The sequence below is a fragment of the Acinetobacter sp. ABJ-A23_2 genome (assembly GCF_044538765.1).
GTDB classification, from domain to species: domain Bacteria; phylum Pseudomonadota; class Gammaproteobacteria; order Pseudomonadales; family Moraxellaceae; genus Acinetobacter; species Acinetobacter nosocomialis_A.
This window is the reverse complement of the sequence record NZ_JBIUCP010000063.1, coordinates 1-17,557: the sequence shown is the minus strand read 5'-3', so window position 1 is coordinate 17,557 and position 17,557 is coordinate 1. Positions and strand designations below refer to the sequence as shown.

The following is a 17,557-nucleotide window of genomic DNA, read 5'->3' as shown; positions in this document are numbered from 1 at the left end:
GAGTAATTTATTTGGCCTTATTTTCTCTACTTCATTAAACAAACTAAATGTCTGATTCATATAATTGACAACACCAGATATTTGTTCAATATAATGCATAAGCTCCGGAGTTTTTTCTGCTTGAATTAACTTAACTGATCGTGATGGATCAAAACCATCAAACTGACAGTAAAATAAAGGATCACCACGTTTTAATATTAAATCCTTTGATGTGTCGTGCCATTCAAACGCCCACATTAATGGTCTAGGCCAAATATGAATTGGGAACCGTCCACCAAAAATAGTTCCAGGTAAGGGATTTTTACGATAATGTGCAAATGCATCGAGTTGAGTTAAATACACGACTTCATCGGCTATAAAACAGTAAGGTAATCTAAGTTGAAGAATTGGCACTTGGGGTGTCCGCCATTCATTTTCATTTACCAACGTTAGCAACTCACGTAATTTATTGGCTCGAACAGGTGACTGGTCGCCTAATACATTAACTAAAGTCGGTTTTCCGTTTGCATCTCGGGCGAATCTTAAATGAAAATCAAAAGGACAATTCACCACGAAGTAGCGACTTTCAAGTTGTAATACTGCAGGACAACGACTCGCTGACTTAGCATGCTTGGTTTCAGATTTTGAACGCATTCGGTAAGGTGGTTCATAAAGTAATGCAGACTTATCATCTACCAGAAACCAACCTACTTGGATTACGCCTTCCCCTATGATCTTGTCTTGATCATCAATTGTAAAATTAAGATACATTCAAAATTTATATTTTCATTTTCAATACATTATTTTAACACTTACTATACAAAACTGTCTGTATATTTTCACCACAAAAGAATAATAAATATTAAAAAAATTATGCTCTTATAGCTAGTATTTGTTCTGGTATCTTTTTTATTATTAAATCTTAAAAAACCAAAGAATCTGTATTACATTCAATTTACTGAAATTCACGAAAAGTCAGAAAACAATATGTTAAAAATTTTAGGACGCGATAACTCAATTAACGTTCGCAAAGTCTTATGGCTGTGTGAAGAATTAAATCTTGAATATGAAAGAGAAGATTGGGGTCGAGGCTTTCGTTCTGCACAATCACCTGAATATTTGCAATTAAACCCAAATGGTCAAATTCCTGTTGTTTTAGATGGCGATTTAGTCCTTTGGCAGTCCAACAGTATTATCCGTTATCTCGCCAATGCTTACGATAAAGAGCATAAACTTTACCCTACTCAAGCAAAAGAAAGATTCTTTGTTGACCAGTGGATTGATTGGCAAGCGATCGAGCTAAATAACAGCTGGACTTATACGATTATGTCTCTACTTAGACATTCTCCAGACCATCAAGATCCAAACTTATTACAACAAGGTATTGATAACTGGAATCATCATATGCAGATTCTCGATCAACAACTTGCAAAAACTCAAGCCTATGTTGCAGGAACTGAGTTCACTCTAGCGGATATTCCAATTGGTCTATCTGTACAACGTTGGAAGGCTACTCCTTTTGACCATCCAACGCTTAAACATGTCGACCAATATTTTGAACGTTTAAATCAACGTGCGGGTTTCTTAAAATGGGGAAATAACGGCGAACCTTAATTTTAAATAAGCTTTAAACTGAGTGATGGCGCTTCACGATGCCATCACTTAAAAGTTGATAGACCTGTTTTAAATCATCCCGTTCTGCTTGGGCTAATAACCTCTGATGCATTGCCAAGATATTCTGGTCTCCCCTTACCGCAGGTCCAGTTTGCATTTGTTTCGGCTCATTTTCAGAGGCTTTTTTTGCTGTTTCCACAATTAATGGATAAAGCAAGCTAAAGTCGACTTGTTCTGCATCCACAATCTGTTTAGCCATATCAAAACAGTAGTTACTAAAATTACAAGCAAACACAGCCGCTAAATGTAAAGTTAAACGTTGTTTTGAAGTGTATTGATATACTCGATTACTTAGGCTATTTGCTAAATCAGAAAGTATTACTAAATCATCTTTATTGGTCGCCTCTACAAATAATGGTGTGGCTTGCCAATCAACGTCTCTTTCAAGACTGAAAGTTTGCAAAGGGTAAAACACTCCTGCTTTTTTATGAATATTACTAATAACTTCAATATTGGTACTACCTGAAGTGTGAACCATAAGCGTTTCGGCAAATAACTCATGTACCTGCGTTGTAAGTTCAGCAATAGCACTGTCTGAAACAGCTAAAATAATTAAATCACTTGGTTGAAACTCTTGAAGAGACTGACATGCTTTTGCTTGAATTTGCTCTGCAAACTTCTGGGTTTTCTCAAAATCACGTGCATAGACTTGTACGATGTTATGCCCCTTAGCCAAAAGTGCCTTTGCCAAATGAAAAGCAACACGGCCACTTCCTAACAAACTGATTTTCATGTCAACCCAACAATATTGATCTCTATAAAAAAAGCTTCTCAAAATGAGAAGCTTTTTTCAAATCAGAATTCAATAAAATCAGATTTTTTTATGAATCTATTGATTATTGAACTACTGAAAACTCAATACGACGGTTTTTAAAGCGTCCTTCTTCAGTTGTGTTTTCTGCAACAGGGTTTTCTGAACCATGGCCTTCGGCAACAAGTTTAGATGCATCTACTCCTTTAGATTTTAAATAATCTACAACAGCTTGTGCACGGCGTTGAGAAAGGGCTTTATTGGCAGCAGCATTACCTGTTGAGTCAGTGTGGCCACCTACGTTTAATTTCACACTAGTCACTTTATTTAATAGTGTTGCAGCTTGGTCAAGAATAGCTTTGTTATCTGCAGGAATTTCACTTGAACCACTCGCGAAGTTAATAATTTGTAAGTTAAGCGCTTTAACTAAAGCATTTACATCTACATTGTTCGGGTCAATTGAGCCTAAAGCAGTTTGCGAAGCAGTTAAGCTATTACTTACAGATTGCTCAGCTGTTTGTGGTGTAGCTGAAACAACTTCAGTATGAGGAACAAGTGCTTTTACTTTTGCTGTTAAAGCTTCTAAAGCTGCTGCATCACCTGCTTTCAATGTGATTTTGTCACCTACCCATTCTAAAGACGCATTTGGAACACCTTTTAATGCGCCGAGTACACCCGCTAATGCATCTTTATCGGTAAATGCAGCAGCATAAGTTTGGCTAGTATCGACGTTACAGTCTTTAGTCGCTGAAAGAACTTTTTTAACTTGGGTTTGCAAAGTTGCCAAGAAGCCCTGATCACCAATGCCTGCCTGACATTGACTCACAGCCCCTTTATCATCTGTATTTAAAGTTAAGGTAGCAGGTGCAGCAGCTGCGGCCGCTACACCACTTGCAGGAGCAGTTTCAGGTACAGGTGTCGCCTCTTTATGATGGCAAGAGCGCCATAACCACGCAATTAATAACCCAAGGATAATAAGCGCAATAATTGGTAAGAAACCACGAGATTTACCAGTCGTTTCCGTTGCTGCTGCAAGTGGAGGTGCTGTTGATGAAGTTACTGATGATAAACCCGCACCAATACCTAATGGTGCCAAAAGCCCAACTGCCCACCCCGGCAAATATGAGCGAATCGTTTCAGCATGCTGACGTAAATAGTTCACAATGCTTTGTTGATCACTTCCAGCGATATCAGAAATCGTATTAAGACTAGGTTTGATTGCACTATTAAGTGTACTTTCAATCTCAGCAGATGGCGCAGTACCACTTAAATGAGTCAGTACAGTATTTTTAATTTGGTCATTATGAGAAAAAAGATCTGATAATGATGGAGCCACACTGTTTTTCAATTGTCCAATAAGATCAGGTTTAGCAGCTAATAATGAAAGTAAGATTGGATAAAATTTAGATAAAGCATTTGTTTTGTCGCCCAAGAATCCATCTTGGTTGTTTAATATTGTTGATGATACTTTTTCTTTAAGCAGTTCTATAGGGTTTATCGACATTGGTTATTCTCCCGAATTTTATAAGTCGTAACCAGCAACTTTTGATTATTCAAATACTTCTATTTGCTGATAGTTTTTTATTCTAATGCGCTCGAAATCTTTTGTTGTCTTTTAAATAATTTATATACAATTTTCCATCGAGTATTTACAAAATAGGCAGATCATTATGATCTGCCTGTTTATATTTTGAATAAGCTTTTAGCTGTTAGAAACTATATAGCAAAAGTCTGTAATACTTTACCAGTAAGGTTTTGACCTAGTAATGGCGTATTTTTCCCTTGCGATAAAATAGTGTCTTTGCTTAAGGTCCAGCTTAATTCAGGATCGACTAACACCCACCCTGCTTCAGCTTGCCAACGCGCAGTCATGTTTGCTACCTGTGCAGGAGCACTTGTTACTTTAGTAACCCACTCAAGCGGCTCAAACAAACCTTCATTAATAAGCTGAATACCTAAAGCTACATAAGTATCAAATGCACTAATACCCGGTTGAGTTTCAGCAAATGGTGCCATTTTCGCTGAACTGCTTAAAGGTTCATGATGTGTACAAATTGCATCAATGACCCCTTGTTTTAAACCTTGGCGTAAAAGTTCTTTATCTTGCTCAGAACGTAATGGTGGACGAACATGTGCAAGTGAATTGAAGCCATCAGTTAATTGTTCTGTTAAATGCAACTGATGCATTGCTACATCGGCAGTCACAGGCAAGCCTTTTGCTTTTGCTGCACGAATTAATTCAACCGACGCACCGCAAGACAATAAACCAAAGTGAGCTTTAACACCTGTCGCTTCAATCATAAGCAGATACTTTGCAATCGCTACAGTTTCAGCAATTGCAGGAATCATTGGTAAACCTTGACGTGATGCGATAAAACCTTCATGAGCGCAGCCATCTTTAGCAAGTTGCGGTTCTTCAGCATAGAACACGACTGTTAAACCAAGACCAGCGGCATACTCTAATGTACGTACAACAACATCATCATTTTCAAAGGCAGCATTCGCATTTGATACAGCAGTACAACCACCCTTTTTAAGGCCTGCCATATTTGCTGGTTGCTTACCATTTAAGCCTTGAGTCTGAGCACCAATGATATGCATGTGAATACCACCATCAAGCCAAGCTTTTTCAACCAAGCCATGAATGAGGGCACCATTGTCTTGAACAATTGGCTTTGAGTCTGGTGGGGTAATGACATGCAAAATACCATTAGCACGTGCAGCCTTCCCTTCAGATTTAAGCGTACCATGCTGTTGCTGACCTGGTTCACGCAGACGTGCACACAAATCAACCATGGTTGGCATTAACCATTTGCCTTGACCATCAATGATTTGTTCAACCTGTTCAACTGGAGCAATCAACTTACCGTCTTGAATATATACAGTTTGTACGCTGTCTGTTTTTTGGATTGGGTCTAACACACGTACATTTTCAATTTTTACAATACTCATGTGATCCATCCTTACAACGCAATCGCTTCAATTAAACCTTGTTCTTGAAGTTGCCCTTGCATAGACAACGCCAGTACAGCCATACGAACTGCAATACCGTTAGTAACCTGTTTTAAAATCACAGACTGTTCACCGTCGGCAATACTCGAATCAATTTCTACACCACGATTCATTGGACCGGGATGCATAACAATACAGTCCGGTTTAGCTAAACTAAGGCGCTCTTTGTTTAAGCCATACATTCTGTAAAATTCAGATTGCGAAGATAACGCTGGTGAATCAATACGTTCATTTTGAATACGTAAAGCAATAATCACATCACAACCAGTAATGCCTTCGTCCATGTTATTAAACAAACGAACATGCTCACCATATTCTGAAAAACCAACCGGTAATAATGTATTCGGAGCAATCACACGAATATCTTTACATCCAAGAGTTTGAAGTGCAGCCACATCTGAACGTGCTACGCGAGAGTGTTTAATGTCACCGATAATGGCAACACTTAAGTCTTCAAATGGTTTTTTGGTTTCACGGCGAATGGTAAGCATATCAAGCATCGCTTGCGTTGGATGAGCATGACGCCCATCTCCGGCATTAATAATTGCGACTTTTGGACATACATCTTTAGCAATGAAATGTGCAGCACCCGAAGATGAATGGCGGACTACAAATATATCTGCAGCCATTGCCTCAAGGTTCCAAAGCGTATCTCGTAAAGTTTCACCTTTAGATGTACTTGAACGAGCAATATCAATGTTCAATACATTGGCAGACAAACGCTTTGCTGCTGCTTCAAAAGTAGTACGGGTACGAGTGGAATTTTCAAAGAAGAGATTCATCACCGTCCGTCCTTCTAAAAGCGGGCGGTTAATTAAATTATTATTATCGTCTAAAAAGCTTTGCGCGGTATCTAAAATCTTAGTGAGGTTTTCTTTTGAAAGGCCCTCAATCGTTAAAAAATGTTTTAAATTTCCGTCTTGATTGAGCTGAACCTGGCTCGGTTGATGCAACGCTGCAATATGCATAATGGATTCCTATGGGTCGAATCGCGAAAACGTGCATAGTGTAGCTGAATTCCATCTTTTTCGCAGAAGAACTTTACAGAATAAGACCCTAAATTGACCAGAAAATTTAGGGCCATGCCAAGATTACCTTAAAGCACCAATATAATGATGTGGAACTTGTGCCCGATAAATGTCTTCAGCCGTGATTTCTGTTTCTTCGCTCACTTGAATATTGGCGGTGATTTGTTTTTGAGGAAGCTCTGGTATTGAGTCAGTCAATGAATTTAATCGCTCAACATAGCGTTTTAGTTCATCATCATCTGTTTCCAAGGCTAGCGCCATTACATACTTTGCATAATCTTTATTTTGGACCACATACAATGCATCTATGACCCGCCCCGTGACCCTACGCATACGTACATATATTTGTGTGGACACTGAAAAAGCTTCTGCATTGGTTACAAAACCATTCCCCATCATATCTTTCATTTATATTCCCCTATGCTTTTTAAATCATAAAATTGGTTAAAAACCATTTATTAAATAAGTTTTACTCATAGAGATTTAGCAAAATACATACCAATTTTTGTTTTTTAAGCTTTAAATATCAGTTTATTGGTTGCCAAGTGATAGGTTGCAATAATTTAAAAACCTTTACACATCAAAATAAGTTAAACTTTGCATCGTTAATATTTATATGTTTTGGTCAATCGAGTTTATGAATACCTCTTTACGTTTAAACCACTATTGGATTACTTGTGCTGATGGTTTAGAAACCCTCTTACAAGAAGAAATAGAACAGCTTGGCACCAAAGTGACAGAACGTAAAGCTGGACGTTTAATCATTGAAGGGACGCTTGAGCATGCTTATCGCATTTGTATGTGGTCACGTCTCGCTTCTCGTGTTTTACTTCCAATTCATACTTATGAACTTGAACACACTCATGATGCACGTGATGTAGCAGAAGAGCTTTACGAAGGTGCAATGAGCTTTGACTGGTCACTTATTTTTGCACCACAAAGTACCTTCGCTATTCGCTTACATGCAGAGCGTGAAATTAAAGTTAATACCCAATTTGCAACGCTTAGAGCAAAAGATGGTGTGGTTGACTCCTTTATGGAAGCTGTAGGCCGTCGCCCAAGTATTGATACTAAACAGCCAGAAATTACGTTATATGTGCTTGCAGGTAAAACTGAACATACTTACTGCCTAGATTTATCTGGTGACTCATTACATAAACGCGGCTACCGTCGTTATATGACGGATGCACCGATTAAAGAAAACCTTGCTGCAGCAATTTTACAAAAAGCCAAGCTCAAAGAACGTAATCCAGAGCTTGTCTTCGACCCAATGTGTGGTTCAGGTACTTTTATCATTGAAGCATTAATGATTTTAACTGACCGCGCACCTGGTCTTGTTCGCCGTTTTGGCTTTAATGGTTGGCATGGTCATGACCGTGAACTTTGGCTTTCACTCAAAGCTGAAGCAGCAGAGCGTCATGAAAAAGCTCTTGAGCAGCCACTACCTAAGTTTTATGCGTTTGATGCAGACTGGGAAGCTGTAAAAGCAACACGCGAAAACATTATTGCGGCAGGCTTTGAAAAATTACTAGGCCAAATCCAAATTGAAGAACGTACTTTAGCTGACTGGCCAGATTTTGCCGCTGAAAAGAAAACAGCTTTTATTGTAACCAACCCTCCATATGGCGAACGTTTAGGTGATAAAGCATCAAACCGCTCTCTTTATTTAGGTCTATCTGCACTTTTACAAAAACATTTCCCAAATCAATATGCAGCCATTATTGCAGCTCAAATTGAACAAGCAGACGTTTTAGCTTTTGAAGCGCCTGAAACTTTACGTTTAATGAATGGTAAGTTACCAATTTACATTCGTTTCGGTGCAATTAAACCAGAAAAAGTAACACAGCCATTCTTAGCAACTTGGCAAGCTCAACCAGTTGAAATGGAAGAAGCTCAAGACTTTGCGAACCGTTTGCAAAAAAATATGACAGCCTTAAAAAAATGGGCTACCAAAGAAAATATCTATTGCTTACGTTTATATGATGCCGACTTACCTGACTTTAATGTCGCTGTAGATTTATATGGCGATCGCTTACATGTTCAGGAATATGCACCACCAAAAACAATCGATCCTGAGAAAGCAAAAAAACGTTTTAATTTAGCGCTTGCTGTAATTCGTGCTGTGACTGGTTTGAACCGCGATGCGATCTTTATTAAAACGCGTGCTCGTCAAACAGGTACTAACCAGTATACGAAACAAAGTACAGCTTCAAAACGTTTTATCGTTCAAGAAGGTAAAGCTAAAATTTTAGTGAACCTGACTGACTATCTTGATACAGGTTTATTCCTTGACCACCGTCAAATGCGTTTACGTATTGCTCAAGAAGCTCGTGGTAAACACTTCTTGAACTTATATAGTTATACCTCTACAGCTAGCTTACATGCAGCTTTAGGCGGTGCTGCAAGTACTACAAGTGTCGACTTATCGAACACGTACTTGAGCTGGTCTAAAGAAAACTTCGTTTTAAATGGTTTAACTGTAGATCATGCAGATGAACAACACATGTTCTTTGCAAGTGACTGTTTTGAGTGGCTAAAAGAAGGTCACGAACAATACGACCTTATCTTTATTGACCCACCTACCTTCTCTAACTCTAAAAAGTTCTACGGTACTTTCGACGTACAACGCGACCATGTTTCTCTTATTAAACGTGCAATGAACCGTTTAACAAGTGAAGGTACGCTTTACTTCTCAAATAACTACCGTGGCTTTGAGATGGATGAAGAGATTGAAGCGTTATACGACGTTGAAGAAATTACCTCTGAAACGATCGGACTTGATTTTAAACGTAATCAAAAAATCCACCGTGCATGGAAAATTCAACATTTAGGATTGAACTAATATAAATTTGGCGGGAAGTTATTATTACTTTACGGTAATGATAACTTCGCCATGTACATTTTTCGGTTCAAACTCATAACGTGTAAAACGGTCCGCTCGATCTGGTAGCGCCACCATTTCTAATTTTTTCTTTTCTTTAATGTCTATCACCTGATTTTGTTTTTGTTCTTGATAAGGTGATAACACACTCGATCTTAATGAGTTCCAGCGAACTTCTTGTAAATAATTATCTCCTAATTCTTTACGAGCTTGATGCTGTTCTGTTTCAGGCTTCTTGGCATCATCTTGAGCTTTAGCAATAATGACGGGTAAAGATGTAGTGACCGCTCCTGTTTGAGTTGAAAGTGCACTTTCCGTCATTGGTTGTGCTGCCCATGTATTTGATAACGATACAAATACACCACTCAAAATTCCCAGCATATACCCTTGTTTATTATTCATTAGCTACTTCCTAAAATTGTTATTGTTCGTTATATCGAATCAAACTAGCAACTTTTTAACCTTGTCGCAATGTTATAAAGAAACTTCCCGATAATTAGCATTGATCATTTTAAAACCTGAAACTCTTCACAGGCTTTTTGTGAATATTCAAGTTGTTTTATAGATTGTTATCTCAGACTTGAACCATTCTCCTAAATCACTTACTGTGATTTTATAATTTATTTGTATTTGATTTTATTTATAAATACACACCATGTGAGGTGAAATAATGCTTCAGCAGTGCTGCCAATTACTAGAAGATCTCCAACTTAAAGTCGCATTTATTGAAAGTGCTAGCTCAGGCTACTTAACCAGCCAGTTTTCGATTCACAAAAATAGTGGTGCTGATATTTTACTGGGTGGTTTGGTCAGTTATGACCCCAGCATTAAAATTAGTATTTTAAAAGTGGACCCAAAGTTAATCGATATGTACACGGCAGAATCGCCACAGGTTACAGAAGAAATGTGTAAGCTGGGTCAAACCCTATTTCAGCAAGCGGATATTATTGTAAGTTGTACAGGTTTACTCAAACATGGTGGTAGTGAAACTACTGAAAAACCTGTAGGTACCTTTTTTATCTGCATTTCTTACCAAGGACGTATTTATCATTATCCTTATTTTTTATCAGGTCATGCCGAACAAAAACTTAAAACACTCACGCAAAAAGTAGCCAACTCAATTATGACGCTTGTATCTTCAAATCAGCCTAAAATTTAAATATAAAAAAGAGAATATGTTTCCATATTCTCTTTTCGGTTTTAGCAGAAAAAACTTAGCTGAGTTTCATTTTATCAAAGACCAAGTGACCATGATCGCCTTTAACTAAAATGGTATCGCCTGCAACAAACTCACCTGACAAGATTTTTTGAGCCAATGTGTTTTCAACCTGTTGTTGAATTGCACGTTTTAATGGACGTGCTCCGTATACAGGATCGAAACCAGCATCAATCAATAAGTCAAATGCGCTGTCATCTACAGTTAGGCTCATATCGCGATCAACCAGACGTGAACGTAAACGATCTAACTGAATATCCGCAATACCACGAATCTGTGCTTTTTTGAGTGAATGGAAAATCACAAGCTCATCAATCCGGTTAATAAATTCCGGACGGAAATGCTGACTTACCGCATTCATCACGACTGTACGCACTTCATCATCAGTTGCACCTTCGCCAAGCTCACGTACATCTTGTGAACCCAAGTTCGATGTCATCACAATAACCGTGTTTTTAAAGTCCACTACTCGACCTTGTGAATCGGTTAAGCGACCGTCATCCAATACTTGTAGCAAGATATTGAAAACATCTGGATGCGCTTTTTCAACCTCATCAAACAACACCACACTATATGGTTTACGGCGAACAGCTTCAGTTAAAACACCGCCTTCTTCATAACCCACATACCCTGGAGGCGCACCAACTAAACGGCTAACAGAGTGTTTTTCCATGAATTCACTCATGTCGATACGAATCATGGCATCATCACTATCAAACAAGAAGTTAGCTAAAGCTTTAGTCAACTCAGTTTTACCTACACCTGTTGGACCTAAGAACAAGAATGATCCGCTAGGACGATTCGGGTCAGATAAACCAGCGCGTGAACGACGAACTGCATTCGATACCGCAACAACAGCTTCATCTTGACCTACAACACGGTCATGTAAAAACTCTTCCATATGAAGGAGTTTTTCACGCTCGCCTTGCATCATTTTAGCGACTGGAATACCCGTTGCAGCACTAACGACTTCAGCAATTTCGTTTTCAGTCACTTTAGTACGAATGAGTTTTGGCTCTTCGTTTTCTTCAGCAACTTCGTCTTGCTCAAGTTGTTTTTGAAGCTCTGGAATTACACCATATTGCAAACGTGCTGCTTCAGCCAAATCACCTTCACGCTGAGCTTTTTCAAAAGCAATACGCGCTTTATCAAGTTCAACCTGAGCCTGTTTGGTACCTTCTACCAAAGTTTTTTCAGATTTCCACACTTCTTCCAGATCGTTATATTCTTTCTGAACTTCAGCGATCTGTTTTTCAAGATGAGTAACTTCGGCTTTACTGCCTACATCTTCATCTTTTTTCACCGCTTCCAATTGCATTTTTAACTGGATTAAACGGCGATCAAGTTTATCAAGTGCTTCAGGTTTAGAGTCAATCTCCATTTTGATACGAGAAGCTGCTTCATCGATCAAATCAATTGCCTTGTCTGGTAATTGACGGTCTGTAATATAACGATGAGACATTTTCGCCGCAGCAATAATCGCTGAGTCTAAAATTTGCACACCATGGTGAGTAGCATATTTCTCTTTTAGACCACGTAAAATCGCAATGGTATCTTCTACACTTGGCTCATCAACCAATACTTTTTGGAAACGACGCTCTAAAGCTGCATCTTTTTCAATGTATTGGCGGTATTCATCTAGGGTTGTTGCACCTACACAGCGCAATTCACCACGAGCCAATGCAGGTTTCAACATGTTTCCTGCATCCATCGCGCCATCGCCTTTACCTGCGCCTACAAGCGTATGTAGCTCATCAATAAACAGGATGATTTCGCCTTCGTGTTTTGCCAAATCTTTTAAAACTGCTTTTAAGCGTTCTTCAAACTCACCACGATACTTCGCACCAGCAAGTAATGAACCTAAGTCGAGGGATAAAACACGTTTGTTTTTTAAACCCTCTGGCACTTCGCCATTCACAATACGCTGTGCTAAACCTTCAACAATAGCGGTTTTACCAACACCCGGCTCACCAATGAGTACAGGGTTGTTTTTTGTACGACGTGACAAGACTTGAATGGTACGGCGAATCTCATCATCACGCCCAATAACCGGATCAAGTTTTCCAGATAAAGCCCGCTCAGTTAAATCAATCGTATATTTATTAAGTGAGTCACGTTGGTCTTCGTGATTATTACTCATGACTTTGTCACTACCTCGAATATGTTCAATTACTTTGCGTAAGCTGTCGGGAGTGACACCTACGGCACTTAAAATATTTTTTGTTTCGCCAGTTTCTGCCAAGCCCAATAAAACCCAGTCAGTTGACAAAAATTCATCACCCGCTTTTTGCGCATATCGATCTGCCAAGTTAAGCGCTTTAACTGCTTCTGGGTTTAAATTGACATCGCCTGTCGGATTCGCAATGGTCGGAGCATCTTTTATAGCTTGCTCAAGCTTTTGTTTAAGTTCAGGTAACCGTGCACCTGCTTGTTGCAACAAGCTAATATTGGAAGGCTCTTCTAATAAGGTACTCAAAATATGAATACCTGCTATAGCAGTATGGTCTTTACCCATCGCTAAAGATTGAGCATCTGAAAGGGCTTGCTGCAAGCGGTTTGTAAATTTTTCAAAACGCATTCTTGTTATTCCTCACAACAAATTTGTACTTGTCTAATAGATGGGAACACTTTTTCGGATTTCAAATAAATTTTTATATATTTTTCATAATGTTATAAAAATAACAATAAGTAAAACTCCATTATAATATGGGTTTATGAGTGATCTATTTCAAGTATATTTTGTATAATTTTTAAGAGAAAACAAAAACCTGATATTTCATCTGAATTTTTATCATAAATGGCAATTTTAAAGCCGTAATATATTTAATAGTTAGCATAGTTAAATTTAAAAATATTGAAGGCAGTCCCTCACTTGAGAGACTGCCTTATAAAATGGCTAATCAATTATGCCATTGATGGAACGGACACTTAGCTTGCTCTGTTTTTTCTTTTGGAATATCTGGCGTCGAGATTGGACGACGCTGATGCTGTTCCTGAATGATAGGGAATACCGACGTAAAGAAGTTTGACCAACCACCGGTACGTACTCTTAATAAATTATATTGCTCAGGTGATGTTACCGCTTGAGTAAATGTTTCTGGGTTAGCGACCGTGATCGTTAAAATATTAGATGAACCACCTTGGCTGAATTGTCTCAATATCTTGATTAAATCTTTAACGCCAAAGTCTTCACGAATATTAAAGTCTGTAGGTGCACCATCGGCCATTAAATTTGTACCCGTACCGTCAAAACCTTTTAAAGCACGGCTAAATTCAGCCACTTGATGATCAACAACCAAATCTGCTGGACTTGGTGATGGACTTAAATCTGATGCTACTGTTGTACCTAAACGACGACCATCAGCGCTCGCCCCATTCCATGCCCCCATCTCCACATGATTTTCAAAAGTTCCCACACCGGGTTGAATCTGAATACCAAAAGGATGCTCTTCTGAACCATAACGTTCAGCTAAGCCTTTAAGACTTTGCGCAAATTGTGGCCATGGTTTTCTAAATGTTTCGACTGAAATTTCAGCAATCATTTGAACAATCTGATCGCCTAATTTATCGACTTCAGAATTTCCTCGTCCATAACGCGGTTGTGCCAAAGCAATCTCTCGTAAACGCTTATAGCGATCAGCTTGTGCAGCAATACGAGCATGCCCAGCTAAATTACTAATAAATGGCTCAGTCATTTTATAACCCCAGTCACAACACAAGCACTCTAAGAGTTCAGGTAATGTAGTTACTGCAGTTAATGGATCAAAAACCATTGCCTTAATCGCATATAGTGAATTAATGGTATTACTGAGCGAGATATAACACGGTCCATAAATATTATATTTAGCCCCACCACTATAAAAATCCTGACCTTTAGCCAAACAATCATCCATCAAAACATTTAGAATTGGAGATGGACAAATATCTGTATTGGCACCATAACCCAGAATTTGCCCATTAAATGCCTTGCGATTGAGCAATTCAAAATGTTGCTTATATAGATCTAATAGTTCTTCAAAACTATCTATCTGATCGGCAGGTTTCGTATTTAGTGAAACAGTTTGCCCAAACAGATAGCTTTGCCCAGCACTTGAAATTGTTCTACCCTGATTTAATGCACATTCCAAAGGCTGTAATGTCGAGAAACCACCTAATGAAAACCAGTTTTCACCAGGGAACTGAGGTTCATAACAACCATCACAGGCATAATTTTGGGCTGAACGGATATCGACTTTAGAATTCCAATTTGGCAAATTAGAGAGCGCATCTCCCCCTACACTATTACCACTCTGATGAAGACTAGGAATGAGTTTTTCATCATTTAATAAAATTGGATGGGCACCGCCAGATAAAATTGCATGCGCAGCCACTTCTAGAATTTCTTCAGGAATATCCTTGCGAGTGCGTAAAGACAAACATGGTGCATTTAATGGTAAACGACCTGATGCACGAATGAATAATTTTGTGACCTCATTATAAGCTGGTTTGGTTTTAGAAAAGTCTTCTTCACCATCAGCGACTGTACCACCAACTGTAATCTGTTGAATCCATTGCCCCAAAGATGCACCTTGAGGATAAGGTCCCGAACTACCACCCATTGCGAGATTACCAAAAGGTTGATGGTCTTCCATAAACATACGGTTCTGTTGTACTTTTTCGTCTAGCTTGATATAGAAGGCATCGATAATTTCCTGTGCTTCTTCAAGCGGAATCGTATCTTTGTCAAGGAAAGGTTGCAACAGCTGATCCATACGTCCAAATGCTGTTGGCTCACCATTTAAATGCAAACAACTATGCAATGTGAAAATAAATTGAACTGCTTCAATAAATGTGTCCGGTTTATCTTTCGATAACTTTTCCATTCGTCGACCAATCGCAATTAAATTATCTCTTTCGAACTCTTGTCCTTTTTGCATCTGGTCCGCGACTTTAAATGCGAGCTTTGAGTAATTTAAGAAATATTCAGAAATACCAATTAGTGCTAATCTCGAAGCTTCATAGAAGTCTTTTTTTTCTGGAGTCTGCGCATTGCTTGCATGTTTAGCAATTTCTTGTTGTAGACCAGCTAAACCTAAATCTAATGCCTTTTTATAATTTGGAATAACATGTCCAACACCCGATGCTTCACTCAAGTTACGCAAAAAGCCCTGAAGACGTTCTTCCTCAGATAAATACTTCATGACATAACGACCTTCACCCAAGGTCAGATTTGGCATAGCTCCTACAATAATTTCATCTGGCATAATGCGATAGGTATCTGATCCATAAATGACTTTACCTTCACATTCACGCCCAGCTGAATACGGAATGACTTCACCATTTTTTAATAAAATTTTCCGTCCGCGGAAACCATAGTTTTCTGATGAGAATAACTGCAAACTTAATCGAATGGCCCAACCTTTGCGCAGCATAATAGATAAACCCATAATATTTTCAGGCTTATCACTGATATCGAACTCATCAATATAATAATCTACCGCTCGTTCAATTTCTTCTTGTTTACGGTTGAAGTACCAGTTGTCTTGCCATAAAGAAAATGTATTTTCAAGTAAACTTAAAATACGATTAGAAGGTGGTTTAAAAAATTCACTATGGGGATTTAGCCCAGTTGCCATATTAAAAAGATAATTACTATGATTGTAGTACATCAAACCATTATCGGAACTATTCGTATAATGGCGATCAAATCGATTCCAATCCATACCTGGGAAAAAATTCCAGTTATCTTTATCTAGTCGACTAAAATCATTTAAATATTCTGGTGCATCATCTAATGCTAAATCCTTTAAACTTGGAATATAAAATATTCCTCCCAAATCTGAATGAAGGCTATTGAATAGACGGTCATTCATAAAGCCTTCTATTGCCCCAATCTGACTTGCCATAACTTCTTCTAAAATGGCAGCAGTTTTTGCAAATCCAGCAAAATAAATTCCTGCTTCATCGGCTTTAGTTACCGATTTTGGCACTCTAAAACTTGAATTTGATTCAGCACGGCCAAACGGTAAACCTAGACGCAGAATAGGCGTGGTATTTCCATTTTCATCTTGTACACGAGAAGCTTTAATGTGCGAACGGCTATCACGGTCTGGAATAATTGTGTCGTCAGTTTTACGCCCAATCAAATCTTCAATTTGATCTTCTGACATCATGTTGATTTGATCCCAATTAATTAAAAACCTTTGAGATAAAACGTATGAACCACCAAAATGATCAATATCTTCTGGACCAATTAAAGTATGCTTTGCCAGTGAAATAGGATCAGATGGATTATTTAAATTTTCAGAAAAACGACACCCTAAAACCTTACCATTGCGACCTGTTTTAGATTGTGAAGCAGTAACTTGACTAAATATTTCTTTAATATCTGAAGCTAAAAAATGCTCAATATATGTCTGTAATACTGTACACGCATCGGCATCATCACTTTTTACATGCAACCAAATGTCGCCATCCGAATTTTTAAAACTCCCATTAGAATCAGAGAAAACTTCTGAGACATTTGGATTTTTTTCTTCAGGATAATGTAATTGCATTCCCTTTGGTCGTGACAACTTATCTTTTTCACAAATCAGATCCCAATTATCAAAAGAAACACCAATTGCCAAAGTTGTATTTTTACTAGAAAGTGCTGGATTCTTATTGACCTCTTGACGCACAGCTATCATTAATTGTCGTATTCTTTCCCGCGTAATTTCTTTATTTAGCCAAACTGTACTAAAAATGGCATGGGGTGAAGGATAAACCAACCCACGTTGCATATATTTCCATATTTCAGTAAAACGATCTTCATAAGATATATTTAACATTATATTAGTTCCTTTAAAATTTTTATATAATAATTAAAATTATGATTATAAATTTAATTACAGAAGCATTATTCATAATAAAATTTAAAATAACAAGAAATTTAAAATCAAACAAAAACAGTAAGAATTAATAAAAACCCCAATATAAATTTAAGTTTAGATAATTTAAAATATAAAAAAGAAAAATACAAACAAAATAAATATAAT

Annotated in this window: 12 protein-coding genes; 3 read left to right on the top strand and 9 right to left on the bottom strand. The window is 38.0% G+C overall.

Annotated elements, in window-relative coordinates; genetic code table 11:
• On the bottom strand, positions 1-750 hold a 750-nt coding region (locus tag ACH63V_RS16640; RefSeq protein WP_396464115.1), incomplete at its 3' end, for a hypothetical protein.
• 216 nt (positions 751-966) lie between these two features.
• On the opposite strand from ACH63V_RS16640, the gene ACH63V_RS16635 reads away from it, so the two are divergent.
• Positions 967-1,593: a glutathione S-transferase family protein gene (locus tag ACH63V_RS16635; protein WP_151818618.1), complete on the top strand. Its 627-nt coding sequence runs from the start codon at positions 967-969 to the stop codon at positions 1,591-1,593.
• Between the two features lie 13 nt (positions 1,594-1,606).
• On the opposite strand, the gene ACH63V_RS16630 is transcribed toward ACH63V_RS16635, so the two are convergent.
• The 5 genes from ACH63V_RS16630 to ACH63V_RS16610 form a co-directional block, all read right to left on the bottom strand.
• Positions 1,607-2,386 (bottom strand): Rossmann-like and DUF2520 domain-containing protein, encoded by a 780-nt coding sequence (locus ACH63V_RS16630; protein ID WP_396464114.1) that lies wholly within the window; start codon positions 2,384-2,386, stop codon positions 1,607-1,609.
• Between the two features lie 103 nt (positions 2,387-2,489).
• On the bottom strand, positions 2,490-3,908 hold the full coding sequence (locus tag ACH63V_RS16625; RefSeq protein ID WP_396464113.1) for an OmpA family protein: 1,419 nt from the start codon (positions 3,906-3,908) through the stop codon (positions 2,490-2,492).
• Positions 3,909-4,120: 212 nt separating this feature from the next.
• Positions 4,121-5,356 carry a dihydroorotase gene (locus ACH63V_RS16620; RefSeq protein ID WP_263613293.1) on the bottom strand — a complete coding sequence of 412 codons (1,236 nt, stop codon included), beginning with the start codon at positions 5,354-5,356 and terminating at the stop codon, positions 4,121-4,123.
• Positions 5,357-5,367: 11 nt separating this feature from the next.
• On the bottom strand, positions 5,368-6,384 hold the full coding sequence (locus ACH63V_RS16615; protein ID WP_263613292.1) for an aspartate carbamoyltransferase catalytic subunit: 1,017 nt from the start codon (positions 6,382-6,384) through the stop codon (positions 5,368-5,370).
• A 123-nt stretch (positions 6,385-6,507) separates the two neighbouring features.
• Positions 6,508-6,852 carry a hypothetical protein gene (locus ACH63V_RS16610; protein WP_263613291.1) on the bottom strand — a complete coding sequence of 115 codons (345 nt, stop codon included), beginning with the start codon at positions 6,850-6,852 and terminating at the stop codon, positions 6,508-6,510.
• A 229-nt stretch (positions 6,853-7,081) separates the two neighbouring features.
• Between ACH63V_RS16610 and rlmKL the strand changes: the two genes are divergently transcribed.
• Complete coding sequence (rlmKL, locus tag ACH63V_RS16605) at positions 7,082-9,286, top strand: bifunctional 23S rRNA (guanine(2069)-N(7))-methyltransferase RlmK/23S rRNA (guanine(2445)-N(2))-methyltransferase RlmL (RefSeq protein ID WP_263613290.1); 2,205 nt, start codon at positions 7,082-7,084, stop codon at positions 9,284-9,286.
• A 24-nt stretch (positions 9,287-9,310) separates the two neighbouring features.
• Here the strand turns inward: rlmKL and ACH63V_RS16600 are convergent, their stop codons facing one another.
• On the bottom strand, positions 9,311-9,727 hold the full coding sequence (locus ACH63V_RS16600; protein WP_263613289.1) for a hypothetical protein: 417 nt from the start codon (positions 9,725-9,727) through the stop codon (positions 9,311-9,313).
• 268 nt (positions 9,728-9,995) lie between these two features.
• Between ACH63V_RS16600 and ACH63V_RS16595 the strand changes: the two genes are divergently transcribed.
• A complete protein-coding gene (locus ACH63V_RS16595; RefSeq protein WP_343570526.1) occupies positions 9,996-10,484 on the top strand; it encodes a CinA family protein in 489 nt (162 codons plus the stop codon).
• A gap of 55 nt (positions 10,485-10,539) precedes the next feature.
• Here the strand turns inward: ACH63V_RS16595 and clpB are convergent, their stop codons facing one another.
• Positions 10,540-13,119 (bottom strand): ATP-dependent chaperone ClpB, encoded by a 2,580-nt coding sequence (clpB, locus tag ACH63V_RS16590; protein ID WP_263613287.1) that lies wholly within the window; start codon positions 13,117-13,119, stop codon positions 10,540-10,542.
• A 322-nt stretch (positions 13,120-13,441) separates the two neighbouring features.
• The gene (locus tag ACH63V_RS16585; RefSeq protein WP_396464112.1) at positions 13,442-17,350 is read right to left on the bottom strand and encodes a Dyp-type peroxidase; all 3,909 of its coding nucleotides are present in this window, start codon (positions 17,348-17,350) and stop codon (positions 13,442-13,444) included.
• Positions 17,351-17,557: the final 207 nt, after the last annotated feature.

Excerpts from the sequence above, each read along its gene's own strand:
- ACH63V_RS16635 (WP_151818618.1), top strand. The coding sequence starts at position 967 with ATGTTAAAAATTTTAGGACGCGATAACTCAATTAACGTTCGCAAAGTC.
- ACH63V_RS16630 (WP_396464114.1), bottom strand. The coding sequence starts at position 2,386 with ATGAAAATCAGTTTGTTAGGAAGTGGCCGTGTTGCTTTTCATTTGGCA.
- ACH63V_RS16625 (WP_396464113.1), bottom strand. The coding sequence starts at position 3,908 with ATGTCGATAAACCCTATAGAACTGCTTAAAGAAAAAGTATCATCAACA.
- ACH63V_RS16620 (WP_263613293.1), bottom strand. The coding sequence starts at position 5,356 with ATGAGTATTGTAAAAATTGAAAATGTACGTGTGTTAGACCCAATCCAA.
- ACH63V_RS16615 (WP_263613292.1), bottom strand. The coding sequence starts at position 6,384 with ATGCATATTGCAGCGTTGCATCAACCGAGCCAGGTTCAGCTCAATCAA.
- ACH63V_RS16610 (WP_263613291.1), bottom strand. The coding sequence starts at position 6,852 with ATGAAAGATATGATGGGGAATGGTTTTGTAACCAATGCAGAAGCTTTT.
- rlmKL (WP_263613290.1), top strand. The coding sequence starts at position 7,082 with ATGAATACCTCTTTACGTTTAAACCACTATTGGATTACTTGTGCTGAT.
- ACH63V_RS16600 (WP_263613289.1), bottom strand. The coding sequence starts at position 9,727 with ATGAATAATAAACAAGGGTATATGCTGGGAATTTTGAGTGGTGTATTT.
- ACH63V_RS16595 (WP_343570526.1), top strand. The coding sequence starts at position 9,996 with ATGCTTCAGCAGTGCTGCCAATTACTAGAAGATCTCCAACTTAAAGTC.
- clpB (WP_263613287.1), bottom strand. The coding sequence starts at position 13,119 with ATGCGTTTTGAAAAATTTACAAACCGCTTGCAGCAAGCCCTTTCAGAT.
- ACH63V_RS16585 (WP_396464112.1), bottom strand. The coding sequence starts at position 17,350 with ATGTTAAATATATCTTATGAAGATCGTTTTACTGAAATATGGAAATAT.